The organism is Segatella oulorum F0390 (genome assembly GCF_000224615.1).
GTDB classification, from domain to species: Bacteria; Bacteroidota; Bacteroidia; order Bacteroidales; family Bacteroidaceae; genus Prevotella; species Prevotella oulorum.
Genome location: NZ_JH114217.1, coordinates 218,298 through 236,596 on the forward strand (window position 1 = coordinate 218,298; position 18,299 = coordinate 236,596).

16 protein-coding genes are annotated in these 18,299 nt (G+C 38.4%); 8 read left to right on the plus strand and 8 right to left on the minus strand.

Annotated elements, in window-relative coordinates:
- The first annotated feature begins 80 nt into the window (after positions 1-80).
- From HMPREF9431_RS10105 to HMPREF9431_RS10130, 7 genes are all read left to right on the plus strand, one after another.
- Positions 81-374, plus strand: coding sequence for a helix-turn-helix domain-containing protein (locus tag HMPREF9431_RS10105; RefSeq protein WP_004344933.1), 294 nt, complete (start codon positions 81-83; stop codon positions 372-374).
- 4 nt (positions 375-378) lie between these two features.
- Entirely contained in the window at positions 379-1,569 is a 1,191-nt protein-coding gene (locus HMPREF9431_RS10110) for a primase-helicase family protein (protein ID WP_004381178.1), read from the plus strand.
- A 16-nt stretch (positions 1,570-1,585) separates the two neighbouring features.
- Positions 1,586-1,750: a hypothetical protein gene (locus HMPREF9431_RS13025; RefSeq protein ID WP_155813017.1), complete on the plus strand. Its 165-nt coding sequence runs from the start codon at positions 1,586-1,588 to the stop codon at positions 1,748-1,750.
- A 75-nt stretch (positions 1,751-1,825) separates the two neighbouring features.
- Positions 1,826-2,755 (plus strand): toprim domain-containing protein, encoded by a 930-nt coding sequence (locus tag HMPREF9431_RS10115; RefSeq protein ID WP_040561562.1) that lies wholly within the window; start codon positions 1,826-1,828, stop codon positions 2,753-2,755.
- Between the two features lie 141 nt (positions 2,756-2,896).
- Positions 2,897-3,250 (plus strand): plasmid mobilization protein, encoded by a 354-nt coding sequence (locus tag HMPREF9431_RS10120; protein WP_004381180.1) that lies wholly within the window; start codon positions 2,897-2,899, stop codon positions 3,248-3,250.
- Entirely contained in the window at positions 3,247-4,167 is a 921-nt protein-coding gene (locus HMPREF9431_RS10125; RefSeq protein WP_004381182.1) for a relaxase/mobilization nuclease domain-containing protein, read from the plus strand. The genes HMPREF9431_RS10120 and HMPREF9431_RS10125 overlap by 4 nt, the downstream gene beginning before the upstream one ends.
- A gap of 2 nt (positions 4,168-4,169) precedes the next feature.
- On the plus strand, positions 4,170-4,817 hold the full coding sequence (locus HMPREF9431_RS10130) for a hypothetical protein (RefSeq protein WP_004381184.1): 648 nt from the start codon (positions 4,170-4,172) through the stop codon (positions 4,815-4,817).
- 61 nt (positions 4,818-4,878) lie between these two features.
- On the opposite strand, the gene HMPREF9431_RS10135 is transcribed toward HMPREF9431_RS10130, so the two are convergent.
- The 8 genes from HMPREF9431_RS10135 to HMPREF9431_RS10170 form a co-directional block, all read right to left on the minus strand.
- Complete coding sequence (locus HMPREF9431_RS10135; RefSeq protein ID WP_004381187.1) at positions 4,879-6,423, minus strand: RNA-binding domain-containing protein; 1,545 nt, start codon at positions 6,421-6,423, stop codon at positions 4,879-4,881.
- Between the two features lie 86 nt (positions 6,424-6,509).
- The gene (locus HMPREF9431_RS10140; RefSeq protein WP_004381189.1) at positions 6,510-7,337 is read right to left on the minus strand and encodes a hypothetical protein; all 828 of its coding nucleotides are present in this window, start codon (positions 7,335-7,337) and stop codon (positions 6,510-6,512) included.
- 37 nt (positions 7,338-7,374) lie between these two features.
- Complete coding sequence (locus HMPREF9431_RS10145; protein WP_004381190.1) at positions 7,375-10,023, minus strand: DEAD/DEAH box helicase; 2,649 nt, start codon at positions 10,021-10,023, stop codon at positions 7,375-7,377.
- 3 nt (positions 10,024-10,026) lie between these two features.
- Positions 10,027-11,790 carry a site-specific DNA-methyltransferase gene (locus tag HMPREF9431_RS10150; RefSeq protein ID WP_004381191.1) on the minus strand — a complete coding sequence of 588 codons (1,764 nt, stop codon included), beginning with the start codon at positions 11,788-11,790 and terminating at the stop codon, positions 10,027-10,029.
- Between the two features lie 9 nt (positions 11,791-11,799).
- Positions 11,800-13,308 (minus strand): argonaute/piwi family protein, encoded by a 1,509-nt coding sequence (locus HMPREF9431_RS10155; protein ID WP_004381192.1) that lies wholly within the window; start codon positions 13,306-13,308, stop codon positions 11,800-11,802.
- A complete protein-coding gene (locus HMPREF9431_RS10160) occupies positions 13,305-14,669 on the minus strand; it encodes a toll/interleukin-1 receptor domain-containing protein (protein WP_004381193.1) in 1,365 nt (454 codons plus the stop codon). Before HMPREF9431_RS10160 ends, HMPREF9431_RS10155 begins: the two co-directional genes overlap by 4 nt.
- Before the next feature lie 33 nt (positions 14,670-14,702).
- Positions 14,703-14,912 carry a helix-turn-helix transcriptional regulator gene (locus tag HMPREF9431_RS10165; protein WP_004381194.1) on the minus strand — a complete coding sequence of 70 codons (210 nt, stop codon included), beginning with the start codon at positions 14,910-14,912 and terminating at the stop codon, positions 14,703-14,705.
- Between the two features lie 116 nt (positions 14,913-15,028).
- On the minus strand, positions 15,029-16,252 hold the full coding sequence (locus HMPREF9431_RS10170) for a site-specific integrase (protein WP_004381196.1): 1,224 nt from the start codon (positions 16,250-16,252) through the stop codon (positions 15,029-15,031).
- A 748-nt stretch (positions 16,253-17,000) separates the two neighbouring features.
- Between HMPREF9431_RS10170 and HMPREF9431_RS10175 the strand changes: the two genes are divergently transcribed.
- Entirely contained in the window at positions 17,001-18,215 is a 1,215-nt protein-coding gene (locus HMPREF9431_RS10175; protein ID WP_004381199.1) for a phosphoribosyltransferase-like protein, read from the plus strand.
- Positions 18,216-18,299 lie beyond the last annotated feature (84 nt).

Consider the following 18,299-nt stretch of genomic DNA (forward strand, 5'->3'; position numbering starts at 1 on the left):
TTTTATCGTTTCTAATTTTGCCCTCGTTAACAGCAACGAGGGTGCGTACCCTCTATCGTTTTACCTAACAAATAAAAAATATGGAAAAGACCATAGAGGAACGAGTTTACGAACTCGAACAACTTCTCTTTACAAACAAAAATGTGCTTAGCTTTGATGAAGCAAGCAAGTTTCTTAACCTCTCAAAGAGTTATCTCTACAAGCTCACATCGGGCAATCTGATTCCTCATTATAAGCCACAAGGTAAGATGCTTTATTTTGAGAAAGCAGAACTCGAAGCATGGCTGCGTCAGAATCCTATCAAGACTTCTGCGCAAATAGCCCAAGAAGCACAGAGATATATTATGGGTAGCAAACCTTTAATGCAGAAGTAAGGCTATGGAAAACGAGAATTTTATTCGTGTTGGCACAACCTTGTATAAGATTGTGAACCAACCTCGCATTAATGGTGGTTTTGTCAAGAAGCGTATAGTATGGAATAATGAAACGCTACGCCAGGACTATGGCAAGGACTTCATTGCCACCGTCCCAAAGTACGATGGTTTCTGCACTGTTCCTAATCATGTCAACTACCAACCAGTGGTTGACAAGTTCCTAAATCTCTATGAGCCGATAGGACACCAACCAAAAGAAGGAGAGTTTCAGCACGTTAAATCCCTGATAAGACACATCTTTGGGGAACAATACGAGCTGGGCATGGATTACTTGCAATTGCTTTATCTCCAACCCGTGCAGAAACTCCCCATTCTCTTGATGGTATCAGAAGAACGCAATACAGGTAAGAGTACGTTCCTTAACTTTCTCAAAGCTGTTTTCCAAAACAATGTAACGTTCAATACCAACGAGGATTTTCGCAGTCAGTTTAACGCAGACTGGGCAGGTAAACTACTTATTGTGGTGGATGAAGTATTGCTTAACCGTAGAGAAGATAGTGAAAGATTGAAAAACCTTAGCACAACACTTTCCTATAAGGTGGAAGCCAAGGGCAAAGACCGAGATGAAATCTCCTTCTTTGCCAAGTTCGTGTTGTGCTCCAATAACGAGTTGCTCCCTGTCATTATAGACATGGGAGAAACCCGATATTGGGTAAGGAAGATAGAGCGTCTCAAAAGCGATGATACCGACTTTCTGCAAAAGCTGAAAGCCGAGATACCTGCCTTTCTTTATTTCCTGCAGCGTCGCACGCTATCTACCCAAAAGGAAAGTCGTATGTGGTTTGCACCCAAGCTGACTTTTACACCCGCTTTACAGCATATAATACGCAGCAATAGAAACAAGATAGAGTTGGAAATGTCTGAACTCTGCTTAGAGGTAATGGAGCAGATGGTGGTTACCGAGTATTCTTTCTGTATCAATGATATGGTATGTCTGCTGAATAACACAGGCTGCAAGGCTGACAAAAGCCAAGTCCGAAGGATTGTACAGGATATTTGGAAACTTTCTCCTGCTTCCAACACGCTGACATATCTGACTTATCAGATAGATTACAACAGTTTGCGAAACTATTCGCCCATCAAACGAATAGGCAGATACTATACCGTAACCAAGGAACAACTCACAAACATTTAATCATTATTTTGATGAAATGATGAAAGGTATACATAACAGATTGATTGGCAATGCCTATTTGGTTCATCTTTCCACTCATCAGTATGAAAAAATGATGATAGGAAAAGACGATACTGGCCAAAAGAGAAATACATATTTTTCTTTTGGTAAGTCCGGTGATGAAACCATGATGAGCAAGTAATTTATTTGTTATGAAATGGTTATGTGCATTTTCATCAAATCATCAATTTTTCAAACCATCCAACTTCGTTGTAATATGAATATACAAGAAATTAAAACGATAAAGTTGCAGGATTTTCTTGCAAGTCTGGGATATACTCCCACTAAGCAACAAGGCAACAAGCTGTGGTATCTTTCTCCCTTTCGTCAGGAGAGCCATGCTTCATTCAAGGTAAACACCGATCGTAACCAATGGTATGATTTTGGTATTGGCAAAGGTGGAAACATCATTGCTCTGGCAGAGGAACTATATAAGTCTTCCGATGTGTCCTATCTTATTAGACAGATAGAACGCAATGCCCCAGCCTGTGTGTATCCCTTATCTTTTCCTTATTCAAAGAAGGAATCACCGCAACACACACAACCCTTTGAGAACTTAAAAGTTCTACCTTTGGCGCACCCTGCCCTTATCAGATATTTACATGAAAGATGCATTGATATGGAGGTAGCTACCGCAGTATGTAAAGAACTCCATTACGACTCTAATGGTAAACACTATTTCGGGATTGGTTTTCCCAATAGTGCAGGCGGGTATGAAGTACGCAATCCATTCTTCAAAGGCTGCATTGCTCCAAAGGATATTAGTGTTTTCTATGCCAATGAGTCAAAGAAGATTTGCTTTCTTTTCGAGGGCTTTATGGACTTTTTGTCTTTTATGACATTAAGAAAATTGAAGAATCCGCATCGGACAGGGCTAAGCCAACAAGATTACATAGTCCTCAATACTGTCTCAAATATTCATAAGGTTACAGAGAAATTATCGCATTACGACAGCATCCAATGCTACTTGGATAATGACGATGCAGGCAGGAATGCTTATCAACAATTAGCCAAAGAATTAGGCGATTCTGTTTCTAATTGCTCCACGCTATACAATGGCTTTAAGGACTTCAACGAGTATTTATGTGCAGAAATTAAGCAATCAGAGAAAGCAGAAGTAAAAAGAAACAAGGGTTTTGGATTATAAATGTGGTAGATGTCTTACATCTTCTATTTTTCGGGGAGCAAGTTTATGTTTTGGGCATACCAAAACCACTTGCTCCACCATCCAAGATAGGTGTAGGGGATTATCCCGCTGGTCTCCATCAAATCAATTAAAGAAACAGTTATGACTAAATCAGAATACAACAAAGGCGGTCGCCCAACCAAAGGCGCAGCCGAAAAAAAGAAATACCGTATCACGGTAAAACTTACCACAGAGGATTACTATACCCTCAAAGGTAAAGCTAAGAGTGCAGGTATATCCATGAGTGAATTTGTAAGAAAAGTTCTCGACAAAGGGAATGTGATAGAACGCTTGACCATAGAGCAGGCTGACTTCATTCGCAAGCTGTGTGGAATGGCAAACAATCTCAATCAGTTGACACATCGTGCCAATGCGGAGGGCTTCTATACCATCGCTCCCTTCCATAAACTTACCCTTTCCAAGATTGATGAAATCCTAAATTTGATACGAAGATGATTGCCAAGATTATGAAAGGTTCGGGCTTCAAGGGTGTCATCAATTACATCCTCGATCCAAAGAAAGGAACTGAACTCATAGACAGTTTTGGGGTAAGGACAGATGATATTAGCCACATCATTCAGAGCTTCATCGACCAAACAAATCTAAATCCAAGAGTAAGTAAGGTTGTGGGGCATATCTCGTTGAGCTTCTCCACACAGGATTCTTCAAGATTAAGCAATGAGTTCATGGTACAGGTAGCTTGTGAGTATATGGAGAAGATGGGTATTAAAGATACGCAATATATCATTGGTCGTCATTTTGACAAAGAACATCCGCATGTTCATATTGCTTTCAATCGGATAGACAATAACGGCAAGACTATTTCCGACAATAACGACAGATTCAGAAGTGAGAAGGTTTGCAAGGAACTGACTGTCCAATATGATTTGTACTTTGCCAGTGGCAAAGAGAAAATCAAGGAACATCGTTTGAAAGAGCCCGACAAGACCAAGTATGAGATTTATCAGACTTTGAGGGATAAGATCCCCAAAAGCAGAGAATGGAAAACATTGCTTACTTACTTAAAAAAAGAAGGGATTGATATGCGCTTTAAGTATAAAGGCAATACACAGGAAGTGCAAGGCATTATCTTTGAGAAGAACGGCTACCATTTCAATGGCTCAAAGGTGGATAGGAGTTGCAGTTATTCCAAGATTGATTTTGCCTTGCAGCAGAATGACAGGGAAAATAGTCTGCAGATACAAGGAACCGTCAATCTTATATCGGATGTTGCTGATGTTACGAGTACACTTGTCAATGATTTCATAGAGGGAGGATTAGACCTATTTCAATCTCACGGCACAGTCCCAGCGGAAGTTTACAATACACTTGATAAAAAGAAGAAAAAGAAAAAACGTAAAATACATTTATAACTATGGCAGATAATAATACATTTGTCCTCTTTGAGGAAATCAAGAATAAGTTGGAAATAATTTATAAGGAAGTAAGGGAACTTAAAGAAAAGGACATCAGTTCTGTTTCTCTTCCTACACCTACTGCTCCAGCGCAAAGTAATGAGCAACAAGACCGAGAATTGCTCAAACAGTATGAACTACGGACGAAGGAAATACTCAATAAGTATATAGCCATACAAATGCGTATCAAGGATGAGGAAGCTAAATCCATTGATAAGTTGGTGGCAAGCGTATTGACTATGTTACATGAGTGGGAGGAGCAGAAAAAGCAACCACAACCGCAAGAACATATCCACAAGCATAGCTTTGACATCAAATCGTCTAAGGTCTTCACCTATGTGGTTATAACAGCAGTTGTGTGTCTTGCTTCTTTGGTCGGCAATTTTTGGTTATGGCAAAGCAAACAGCAATACAAAGACGATGCTTTGAAGTTCCGAATTATCAGAGTATGGCGAGGTTGCAGCCCGAAGGAAATCCTATGGCTCAACGATGTGTTTGACATTCATAGAAACGAAACTGCAATCAAAAATATCCAGAAGAAAGCTGATGGCTACGACTTGGAATTAAAGCAAAAGACAGATAGTTTGATGCAAAGGAAACAGAAGTAGTCTCATATGGAACAAGCCCAACCAAACGAGAAACTTGGTTGGGGCTTGTTACAATGCCATATTATTCTATGATTTCCCAGAATCCACCATTATCTGGTCCAACACGGCGAAGGTATTTATTACGCATATATTCGATATTACGCATAATAGAAGTCGCACTAATACCAACAGCAGAAGCAAGTTCCATCTTGGTTATATAGGGATTTTCAGCCATTAGCTGCAAGATGGTAATACGATTTTGCGTTAATTTATCACCATTTTCTAATGCTTTAGCCACCGTTTTTTTTACGATCGTCTCTCGCTTATCAGTAACCTTAGTTTGTTTATCAGTAACCCTATCAGATACCTTTGCTTGCTCATCAGTAACCTTTTTAGATACCTTTGAGAGAGTATCAGTTACCTTATCTGCATTCTCTTTCACAGACTTTTCTTGTTCTGACATAACTTTTGGTACTGTGATCTTCAAAATAAAATCATCAAGATGGAAGGATAAATGTGGTGTGCCATTAGCTTCCAACTCTCTGCACACACGATCCACGCCCTCGCCAAACTCTTTAACAAAGCCGTATGCTTTGAGGAATTGAGCAATTTTTGGATTGCGAGAGAAGTGCGTATGACGTATGTTCGTAGGCTTTACAGTTCCGGGTAATCTACCAGGCGACTCAAAAACGAGACGATTATCAAGCATCTTGATTTGGATTTCCGTGCCCTTAATATTGTAGGCACGGTGGCAACAAGCATTGACGACCATTTCTTGAATTACAAACTTTGGGTAATCCCTATTGGTAACGAACTGTCCATGTTGCCCAAGAAATGTATGTTCTTCCACTTGGGTTTCCAAATAAGCTATCGTGGCTTTCACCTGATCAAGTATTGTTCCTTCAAAGGTTACATCCTTTATCACGTTCATCTCTGTACCCACTCGCTCCTCTGTACCCTTATAGCGGATGAAACGAGTGCGCCCACGAGGGAAGAACTTCTGAGGATACTTGCCAAACAGCAGAATACAAGCCACGCTTACTTGCTCTTCTCCCTTTGCATTTATCGTCAAGAAACCATTGTTCTCCTGCAGATATTGCTTTGCCGACTTGGTATAACCTATCAATTCTTTATATCTTTCGACAGCAGCCATATCAATATCATCTATCGTAGCACCATACACAGCCGTATCCTCGTAGTAACGCTCGCCCTTGTCGTACATCAATTGTATGCGCTCTTCAAAAGACAACTTTCTACTCTTATCACCAACACGCATATAGGCTTCGTCTGCCTGATTAGCGTGTAGCTCCGAACTAGCAGGGATATACATTAACAAGATATGATTGTCGTTCCCTTCCTTATCAGTACAGGGCAGTAAGTCGCTGGTAATAGGCACAGAAGGATTACAGAAATCTAAAGGAACGCGCAGTAGCTCATTCAGCTTCTCTGTATGTTGATCCACACCCTCTATCTTCCTCGTCTTATCAGACACACCAATAGCAATCGTTCCACCATCAGCATTTGCAAATGCCACAATGGTAATTGCTAATGCCTTCGGATCAATTTGAATGCTTTTGCAATCAAAGGTCTGGTCTTCCTTACGAGTTGTAATTTCTTGCATTGTCATCTCTAATACTTTACATATGTTAGTATAACGGCTATTTTTGTCTTATATATATACATCGTTATTTATAGTATATGGTTAATATTCATTTACTGCGTTTTGCTTGGTTTCTTTTGCATTATATCAACTATCTTTTCTATTTTCTTAGGGTATAAGTCCTTATCTATCTCACTTTCAAAAAGACAGAAAATAGTGTTATTAAACAACTCTACATAAAATAATAATATTGCTGGGAGATACGCGTAATAATGTTGCCATAAGTGTTCAATATCAGCATGGGTTGCAAACATAAAATTAAAATTCATTTCTCCAGTTTTATTCCATGGTCTTGTTGTAACAGGATGAATTGCTCTATTGGATAAATTCAGAATAGACCCCATATTTTCTTTTTTATAAATACATTCATATATGAATGATCCTTTAATACTATTTGCCATCCTTATAGAGTCCGTTTTATCCAAGTATTCCCTAAGTGTATCATCGTTAAGATGGGCAGGATCGTAATCATTGCGCTTGATAAAATCATCATAAAAATTATCATCATATACAAAACGCAATAATATTTTGAGGTTATCCACGAGCGGTCTTCTTAATAACGCATATGCTACAACTAATCGCATCTTGTTCGAACAGTCTAGAGACTCTTGCATAAAATAGCAGAAATCCTTCAATAGCCCCAAGATAATACTTTTATTTAGCTGCAATCTAAAACCGGCCTGATTATGTTCTCTTAAATAATCCCAAACATCAAAATCTTCTTTTTGGATGTTTGGTATCTCTACTTCATCTATAGGATAAGTAGTTACCTGTAAGAACTTATATTCATCTCTGACCAAGAACTCTTCTATTTGTCCTATGAGTTCAAAACACATTTTGTGTGTTTGCTGATATTCTTTGGGTAAATAATAGAAATCCATACTCATTTATTTTTTCGGAACAATGTCTTGCCATCGTTTACAGTTCATTCAGATACTGCAACAACTGCTTAACAGTAATTGCACCTTCTATCTCTTTTGTCTGGAATACCATAAAATATTTATAGTCGCTTCCAGCAAGGTCGGCCCATTTATTACCAAGCCAAATCTTGTTTCTCGAATCATCATTGACTAAATGATCGCCTTTTGTCTCTACAAGAATAGTGTTTCCAGACTTCATTCGAACGATAAAGTCAGGGTAATGATTGATATACCCATTAATGCAGAAATCCTTCTTTTCTCGATTACGATGCCAGAACAATACATTGGGATTATCAGCTATGGCAGAAATGACATCGTATTCAAAGTCATTGACCGTTTCTTCGGCAACATACAACCCTTTATCGATGCCGACCATTTCTTCTTTTGGCATTGCAATAGCATCAATAAAGGTATAATGCCCTTTAAGTTGAATCTTTCCCACATTTAACCATTGCTGGAAAACCTGTTTCTGGTAATCCTTTAAGAGAATCTCTATTTTCTCTTTGATGGTATCTCGTGTCAAGTAGAGGTTGTCCACCAAACTAGCAATAGCATCGGCATCGAGCCCGGAAATCACCCTATCTATGTATTTCTTAATATCTGGCTCCACAACATTGTCAAACTTAATCATACTTGCAATTTGCTTGCTTAGCATATCTTTCTGAGTGTTCGCGGACTTATCCATATATTGCTGTCGGATAAAGTCTATGGCTTGCTGATTGTTGCGACGCACTGGCACATAATCATCGCCTGATTCCGCAACATCGATAGTAACACCCTGTGGACGGACAATGGTGAAATCTACAGTAGCATCCTTTGATGGCAAATCAAAACCTTTCGATAACATCGATTTTTCCAAAGGAATCCATTCCTCATCGGAGAATATTGATGCAACAGTCTTTGTGTAGAAGACAGGGAGGTTTATTTCTGCTACTACCTCTTTATAACTTTCATTGATAGGATAATACATTTCTGTTGGTATAATAGCCGCAAGTGGATCGATGTTTCCGCTTTGTGACTGTTCATTTATTTTCCGATTATACTCATTGCCCATCTGCTCCGCCTGCTTTTGTAAGTCTTGGATATATTTACTTGGAGCATCGTTCTGTATCGTTTCTTTGATTGTAGTTACCTCTTCTATTGATAATTCGATAGCATCCTCTGCCTCATTCTCTTTCTCCTGATTTTGTGGCTTATCAAACAAATTGGGAATACTTTTCTTTTCTTCAGCAACACTATCCATATTTACTTCACGGAAGTCTTTTTTACTGAATCCCGCCTTTTGTAACGAAAGAATGATTCTCTCGACTGTATCACGGAAGTCATTACTGCTTGTGAAAACATAGGAAAGATTGAGCAAAGGATTCTGATGCTGGGTGGTATATGGCTGACGGAGTATGCGCCCCAAAATTTGTTCTACATCTACACGACTTGTTTTGTTCGCCAATGTTGCCAAAATGTAGGCAAAGGGACAATCCCAACCCTCTTTCAGCGCATTTACGGTTATAATGTATCTTACTTCACAAGCACGACTCATCAAGTCAATGCCCTTTAATTCGTCTTTATTAGCCGTCTTGATTTTGATTTGCTCCTCAGGAATACCAAAACTAATAAGGTTGTTTTTTATCTTATCAAAGGTAATGTTGTCGTTATCAATCTTTGGTTGAGCTTGAAATAATACAATTGGACGGATGTATCTACCACCATGCTTTTCCATCTCAACGGCATGTTGTTCCAGACTATTACGCATTCGGATAGCACTAACAAGCACATCTTTAGGCGAGTTGCGATTTTCCACGATAACGGGAAGTTTCACCATGTTTTCACGCTTCAGTTGCATGGCATCTACAAAACTGATGATATTGCTATTGTCGCGTGGAGTTGCTGTCAATTCCAATATGAATCGGGGAGATAGATTGTTGAGCAGTTCTACTCTTAGATCGGCCTTGAAGTTATGACTTTCATCTACTATCACCAACGGGTTCTGCTGGGCTATCACCTGTATGAGTGCCGTTGGGTCTGCATTGTCAATCAACTGGTCTGGGTGAACATAATATTGCGTATGTTCAAGGAAGTTTCCATTCTCTCGAAAAGCACGAGGTTTCAATTGCTCTACACTTTTGTCTTTCTTCACACGGATGGTTTCCACAAACGACTGGGCACTTAACACGAAGATGGTCAGATTATCGTGCATCTGTACAGGGCTAATGCCTTGCCCCATCAGCGCAGCCTCCTTGTCCACCACTGTTACACGGTGGGAAAATAATGCATCTATTGTTTGACGATAGGGATGAGTGGCATCCTGTAACTTCTCCAAAGTTTGCTTGAGAATGGTATCGCTGGGAACAAACCATGCCACAACCCGATTAGGATTACCTGTTTGCAGGTTATCCATAATCATTTTAATAGCATTGCAGGCAATGAATGTCTTGCCACCCGCTGTAGGAACTTTCAGCGTTACACGCGGCGCACCGTTCACGGTATTGACATAGGGATGCAGATAGCTGTTACTGAATCCGTTCACCGAAACCCCTCTGTTTCCCCAATATTGAGAATAGGCTACAGAGAGACTTTTGCTACCATTCAAAGTCTCAATATATTGCTCCAAATCTCGGAGCACTTGGTGTTGATATTCTTTCAGTTGCATACTTTAAAATCTATTGATGTCACGAGGAATCTTCTTGAATGTAATATTCAATTGCGCCAGCTGCTCTTTACTAATCGTGCAGATATCAGCATAAATGACATAATGGTCTGCAGTCTTGGGTACTATGTTTAATGTGTCATACGACAAAGTTGTAATCTCATTGGGCTCGTAATAAAAGAAATAGCCCGTACCGTCCTTGTAGTCTAACAGATAGGGATAATCTTCTGCTTGCTGACTTGTCAGGTAATCGTGGGTCTCAGTGTAATAAATATATTCACGCATCTTTCCTATACCTACCTCTTCGTTTAGGTTTCCATCTTCATTGAACAAAGGAGAACCTAATTCGTAGTAATCGAAAGAACCACCCAAGCCTTCAACTGCTTTTTTCTCTCCTCCGTAGCCCTTGATTACTCGGCGTATTCGTTCTGCAGTAATACTTTCTGCATAGTCCATCAGTTCTACCAAGATAAACTTACGTTGCCCTTTGTCTTCCTTGTTTTTCTTCATCACTGCATGGGCAGTAGTGCCACTGCCTGCAAAAGAGTCAAGGATAATGCTGTCTTTGTTAGTGGCTATGGAAAGTATACGATCTATGAATCTTACAGGTTTTGGGGTATCGAAAGGGGCTTTCCCTCCAAAGATGGAAATCAATTCTTTCTTTGCCTCATCGGTATGACCCACTTCTGTGAATGACCAAAAGTTGGTTGCTTTCTTCCCTTTAAGCCCCGAGAGATATGTTTTTCTTCGAATGCCACCTTTTCCTCCACTTGTAAAGAAAAATCTTGGCCAATTACCTTCTTTGTAAACTGTTTGCGCTTCTTTTTTTGCTTCTGTCAGCGGTTTAGAGAGGATAATAGCTGGAATATTTTTCTTTACTTCCTCTGCACTTACTCCGCAGATTTCAGCACGCTTTGCATCATCATGTAAATCTTCGAGTTTATATGCTGTCCAACCCGTCATATATTCAAGCATGGTTTCCTGTGAGTATCGCCAGCACGCGGACATTGTCGGATAAATTAATTCTCCAGTGAAAGGGTGCTGAATGGCATAAACCATACCTTGATGGGTCGCTGCAGCAGGAGCAAATGCTGATGTATTCTGCCAATCACCTTTTACGTCTTTGTCCGGATTCTTGTAATTCCTATCCATTTCAGCTGTTCGTGGCAGACTTAATGGCTCCCATTGTGGCTGTTTACTATAAACCAAAACATGCTCAATCTCACTTGGAATTCCTTTTGAGTCATTGCGCATGGAGTATGTCCTTTGCCATGAGACATTGGCAACAAAGCAACTTGCCCCGAACACCTCGTCACAAATCTGTTTCAGATTGTACAGCTCATTATCATCAATGGAAATGCAAATTACTCCTTTGGGAGAAAGAAGTTGATGTAATAACCTGAGTCTTGGGTACATCATACACAACCACTTGTCGTGTCGACTGAGATCTTCGCCCTCGGCACCTACCACTTCTCCGAGCCATTTGCGTATATGTGGGTCGTTCACATTATCGTTATACACCCATCCTTCATTGCCTGTATTATAGGGAGGGTCTATATAGACACAATCCACTCGCCCCTCATACTCTGGCAACAATGCCTTTAATGCTTCGAGATTATCTCCATGAATAATCTTATTTCCACTATGAGTTTCCGAAGTATCAGAAGGCTTGTCTCCTCGATACCCATATTTGTGTTCCAACACACGGAAGGGTACCTCCGCATGATGGTTAACAACCTTATCTTTTCCTATCCAATGTAATGTAGGCATATCTCAATTTTATATATAAAACTTAAAAGGTAATACACCTGTGTCTAAATCTTTTCCTGCTGTCAATATTTCTCCTATTGAGTCTGCAAATTTTAATGTTACAGGTAATCCATCTCCATAAATACATGCATTATAATTGAGTTTTGTCAAACTCATAATATCTTTGCAAACAATATCAATATTTGCATTTCCACGGGTGATTTGAATATCAATAGGATTCGGAGTTTCCAATCCAATTTGAGTTTTAAACCTTGGAATATAACCTTTGGTCCACAAAAGGGCTTTATATTCATCATATTGGAGCATTAGTCCTCGCGGCACACAATAAGAAAATTGCCGATACAATTTGAAGGTGTTGTTACTTCTGATTCTTACACCAATTATTTTTGATTTGTTACATGAGGCTTCTTCAAAACCTGCCCACTCTGCATCATCAAAGTATGTTCTTGCATGAATAAACACTTCTGATGGATAGGATCCAAATTTACTAAAATATGATTCTAATGATTGGCTTATTATATTATATGCATCCTCTTTTGACAAATGAAACTCTTTGGTCTGTGGGTTCCACCAAGGTCCGACATTGCCTTTAAATACCATACCATCTCCAGAATCAAGGAACATTTGTGCCGCACAACAGGCATTCCTGTTTTTTTCATCAGTTTTTTTATAAACTAATCCTAAATAACAGACTCCTTCTCGAACCTCCCCCATTTTCCATGGCAGTCCTCCAAGCTTATAATATATGGCAGATGCTAAGTTCCAAGCTTTTGCAGTTCTAACTTGTTCTTCTTTCTCTATTTGTTTTTCAGACAATCCAATATTTGATATTTTTGAATCTCTGATAATTTGCGTCGCTATATTACTCCCTAACAGTCTTGCTTTTAACTGGTTGTGAAAATTTATTTCATATTCATAAGCTTCCCTTATTTTATCATCTTCTTTCTGAAACTCGGGAAAGAGATTCTGATTATTTGGATTTAAAATCTCTTTTGAAAACTTAGTGTGTATATTATCCTCAGCTTTCTTAATTTTTGATTGTGGCCGGCCATAAGTAAAAATAACTTCTGGAATAACTACTAACCAAAGGTTCACGGGAATTTCTTCCTCTTTCATGTAAGCCATCAAAGGATCTACATATAAATTCACAAGTTCATGAATGCGAATATGTGCATTTGTATGTCTTAAAGCCGATTTAATATTTTCTTCTTTTACATCTATTTGCGGTATATTTCCAAAATTCACAGCTATCCCCATTGTAGATTCAATTCCAGGAAAAATAGGATACTTTTTAGAATCTTTAATTGGCAGTATTTGTTCATGCAGTTTTCTAAGATAATCTGTCATAGATAATCGTGCCGCTGCGGGTCCAATAATACCCAGTGTTATTGAACCTTTTAACTTCGTCTTGTCAAAAGGGCCAAATAACATCAGGCCATCTCTCGGGTCTATTGCCTTTTGGTTACAGCCAAATGTTAGAAATGGTTCTTCTATGTATTTAATAATTGGCTCTATCATTCTGTTTTATCTTCATCTGTCAAGTCTACAATGTCATCTTCACTCATGGTGCTACATGGGTCATAATAGCCATATTCACTCCAAAAGGTTTCTGTCCAATTTTTCATTTCAAGCATATCATTAGACTGGCTTACTGAAAGCTTTATCTCTTCATTATTATCTTGTAAAGAAAATAAAAGCGCTATCAGCATATCCCTCCATTGTTCATTGAAAAAGGTTTTCCCTTTATTTCTTCGGTAAGAGTGTTGAGTTGAATCATTATCTATAATATTCACCCCATCTTGAGTAAATATCAAATGCGACTTAATAGAAGCCCCAATAAAAGGATGAACGATTGGTTGTATGGATATTCCGTAATGCCAAAAGCCTTTATCTTTATATCTGCCACCTAATGATTTTCTTTTGTTTTTTGAGGAGTATTTATATTTAAAATGAATGGGGATTGGCTTTTTCTTATATATAGGTCGATAAAAAACATATTTTTTATTAGATAGCTCCGTTTTGCGATAACCTTTATTCCTAAGAATTTCCGAGATTAAATATCTCAAGAAATCTTTAAAATGATTTACTACATCCTTGTGTGTAGGGAAGCTATCAGAATTGAAGCCATATAAAATTTGTTCGAGAGAGAAAGAATATACCGACTGTGGATGAACATCAAAAGTTTGTCCCTCTTTATCTATTAGATATGACAATCTATCATCAAAAGAAGATAATGTATTTGCCAATTGAGCTATAGGAATATTTATGTTCGCTTGTCGAATATAGGTAGCCTGTTCTTTATTGAGGAATTGATACATGTAAAATTTCTGGGGAATTGATTTTACACTCCACCAAGAAGTATAGTATAATTCTTTCTTCAAGACAATTGATGAATCGGTCGAATATGAAGTTTCGTACCAATTTGATAGTGAAGATTCTATATCTGTACTATATGTTACTCCATCTTTATCTAACTTCTTAAATAGCTGTACCAATCCTTTTGCCCAGTTCCCAACAAATGGGATATGATTGATATTGGGTAATCCAATTACAAGATTATATGCAGAATCATCAATATGTAACGGAATAACAAACTCTGTGTCATTCTTTATTCCTACAAGACTTTTGGCATATTCTAATTCATCTTCGATACCTTTTTTGAATATACCATCACGTACGATATTTTTAGAATAAACTAGCAAAACTTTTCGAGAGGAGTAAATTGCTGTCTGTATGGTTTGCCAGAAACGTTCTCCTCCAAGAAGTCCATTTTTGTCAATCCATACTTGATAGCCCCGCATTTCTAAACGAGAAGCGAGCCATATGGTAAAGTCATTATCTTCTGGTGTCGCATGACTTATGAATATTTGATCTTTCATCTTAATATCACGATACTCGTTTATATATGAGGATTAAATATCCTCTGTCCACAACAAATCATCAACTCTCACACCCAATATCTTTGCCAACTGAATGAACATTTCAACATTGGGCTGGGCAACATTCGTTACCCACTTCGATATAACAGCAGGGTCTTTATCCAAAATCTCTGCCAGTTGTTTATTGGTCATTCCTTTTTCGGCGAGAACCACCTTTAGACGGTTTATTTTCTTGCGTTCCATACTTATGTAACTTGATTACGCCATAAAATTACTCATTATTTCTCATAAATCATGAGTTTTGAGCAAAAAGATGGTTGACTCTAATCAAGAAAATGTTTTTTAATTCATTTTCCTTATTACAATTTCAATTCTGGTAAACTATTGATCGCCTCCGACTTCAATTTATCCACGGCACGAGTATATTTCTCGGTATGTTTCAATCCGCTATGCCCTAAAAGACTTGCAACAGTCTTGATATTGGCACCATTATTCAAGATGTTCACAGCAAAACTATGGCGGGCGCAATGCCAGCTGATGTGTTTATTGATACCCGCACGTTTTACCCACCGTTTTACAGATTTGCAACAACTCTCGTATGTCGGTAAGTTGAAAATGGAGTAATCTAAGTCTTCGGGAGCTTCTCCTATCAATGAAAGCAAACCATCGTTCAAAGGGATAACCACACCGCTATTAGCAGAATGTCCTTTGGTCTTATTCTGCTCAAACTTCAACAGATGATTAGTGTAGTCGATGTTCTTATAGGTTAGGTCTTTCACATCGCAAAAACGCAAACCGCAATATAGACATAGAATAAATGCTCGTCGCACATTTGGGTTCTCGTTTTCGTAATGGCATTGAATTAAAGATCGAATTTCGTCCATAGACAGCACATCCTTGCGTAAGATCTGCTCGTCAACCTTGCACACAACTCCCTTACATGGATCTTTCAACATCACTTCATGGTCGATAGCGTAGCGCACCACTTTCTTGAAACGCTGGTAGATGCTCTTTGCACCTTCGCCAACACTTCGTGATTGCAGATACTCCACAAATCGTTCCATCATTTCTTTGGTTATCAGATCGGGCTTGATGCTAAACTCATAGAGAGGGTAGTACTCTTTCAGAAAGTCCTTAAAACGATTCAAGGCAATCTTAATCATTCGCAGGTCTTTCTTGGTATAGCTATCAATGTAAGCCTGATAATAGTCTAAGAAGTTGATATTTCTATCTTTCTTCAAACGATAACCTAACATACTTTCCTTAAACTGTTGTTCACGCTCTGCACGAATCTTGGCAGCCAATTCAAGCGTTTCTTTATTTTGCTGTCGCTCGGCAGGAGTGCGTGGCTTGGCTATTAAATACAACTGCAAGTTTTCTTTTCGTCTGTTGTGTTTGATGTGAACTTTTGGTTTACCCATCATCTTCCCCGTTTCATACAAAACAGGATTGCCATTATCGTCCAAAACAGGTGTTTCTTCTCTACCGAGATAATACTCCAGATAGAGACTAATCCGACCATCAGCAAGCACATTTTGCTCCAATTTCGGGTTTTCCTTTGCTTTATTCTCTAACTTTGCCATAATTGATAGTTATGTACCTAAATGCGTATCAAACCGAGTAAAATTATTAACTCGTTAATTTTCAGATGTTTTCTTATTTTGCAAAGATACTAAAAAGTTTCGAATATCAAAGTGTACTAAAAGTGTACTATCTAACCAAAAACAGGCAAAAATGGGCTAATTGAGCAAAAATAAGAAAAACGCAAATTGCTGATTATCAGCATTATATATTCTTTTCGTTTCTCTTGTTTTCACTACCTTGTACCGGGTCTGGGTACTATAGGTAAAGCTAAGCTGTTGATTATTCGGTACTTAGATTTTTCTTATTTTATAAATGTTTCCAATTTGTTCCCGTTCATCTTTCTATATATGCGGATTTTCTTATTTGGTAGTGCATGAAATCGAGAATAAAGCATTGCCAAATGATATCCCAAAGGACGCCCAACTGGGAAAATAGCTGTAGTCCTTGCTTGTAAGAATACTCCGCATCGAATTTGTGAGTAGGGATAAACTGATGACTAGTAAGTCTTTCAAGATTCTATTTTGAAAAACTTTCATGATGCGATAAATTCCTCTGAAAAAAGTAATGCTTTCATTTTTATTTTTTACCTTTGTCATGTCAGATGTTTTGCTTATTATTTTTGCAGTACCAAGAAAGGTGAAATTTCTTGCATGAACAAGTGTTGTTAGGACCTTGTTTTTCTGATACTTAGGATTTTTACAAGATTTTGTGCTGCGGAATTAAGGTGACATAATATTCTTTTATCATATGCTAAAAATCGACACACAAGTACTCGTCACGCTGAGGTATCGCTTTGATGAACAAATTTCAGAAGCGGATATTCTTGCATGGCTATATAATTTTGAGGAAAGTGATTGGGGAACAGCCCTGACATTGCTCAACCAAGTTTCCTTTTACTCTGAAACGAGGTGTGCTAATGTGTTAGAAGATGGCTTACAACAAATCATAAGAGCACATTCTGGAATGCCTATTGCAATATATCCTATTGGTGGCATCGGGAAAAGCGGTGTAGTAATGGCGTACCACTTCAAAAAGATTATAGGTCGATTTAGTCATATCTCGTGGAGTTTTGTTGACAACAATTTCTCATATAGCGACAGGCCATATCTTGTTGTGCTTCTTGATGATTTCTTAGGTTCAGGAGGAAGCGCTTGCAAATTATTAGAACAGATAACTTCCAACATACCACAAGGGAGTGTAGTTGCTTGTTTATGTGTTGCTTATATGCAAAAAGCTGGAACATTGTTATCTGTGAGAAATGTCGCTGTTTATGGAGATGTGCACCAGCCGGCTTTTGTACGAAGACATTCTGTATTCGGCTATCCTCCGAGAATGAAGGTTGTCAGAGACTTCGCTCTTAAATATGGAGCATATCTTTATCCTAAGAAGCAATATGTAAAAGGGATGGATTTGTATATTGGCCCATTGGGCTATGCCAACAGTCAATCGTTGGTATGTTTCGACCATACTACTCCAAATAATACTTTGCCTATTCTTTGGGCAAGTAAGAGGCGTTCGGATAATGGCAAAAAATGGGTTCCACTCTTCCCTCGAAGACTATTTGACAGAATACGTCGCGATGAAAGTTATGAACGGTTGAAATATAAATGGATTAGTATTGCTCAAAAAATAAGCCAAGGTCATATCAATCGTCTATTTAATGATTTTGGTCGTGAATCTATTCAATTGATTGGTTTGTTGCATGGTAAATATCATAAGCGCTCTGACTCATACATTTGTTTGTTGTTGGAAATAACCCATAAGCAATATGAACAACTCTGTGAAAATGCTGTTCAAAGGAATCTTCTCAGAGAAGACGGGTTGCTGACAGATGAAGGAACGAGGACTTATACAAGTATACGTAAGAAAGAGTTTGAGGCAAGATCCTTGGTAATAGATATGATAATAAAAAAAGAATATGTATATATACCCTATAAGTTTCTTGGGATTTCCAGAGATTAATCTATTAGCGAAAAAATTGAGGACTGCTATTTCCTTGATTTGTTGCAGCCCCTTGGCTGTGAGCATAGAATTAAGTATCATTAA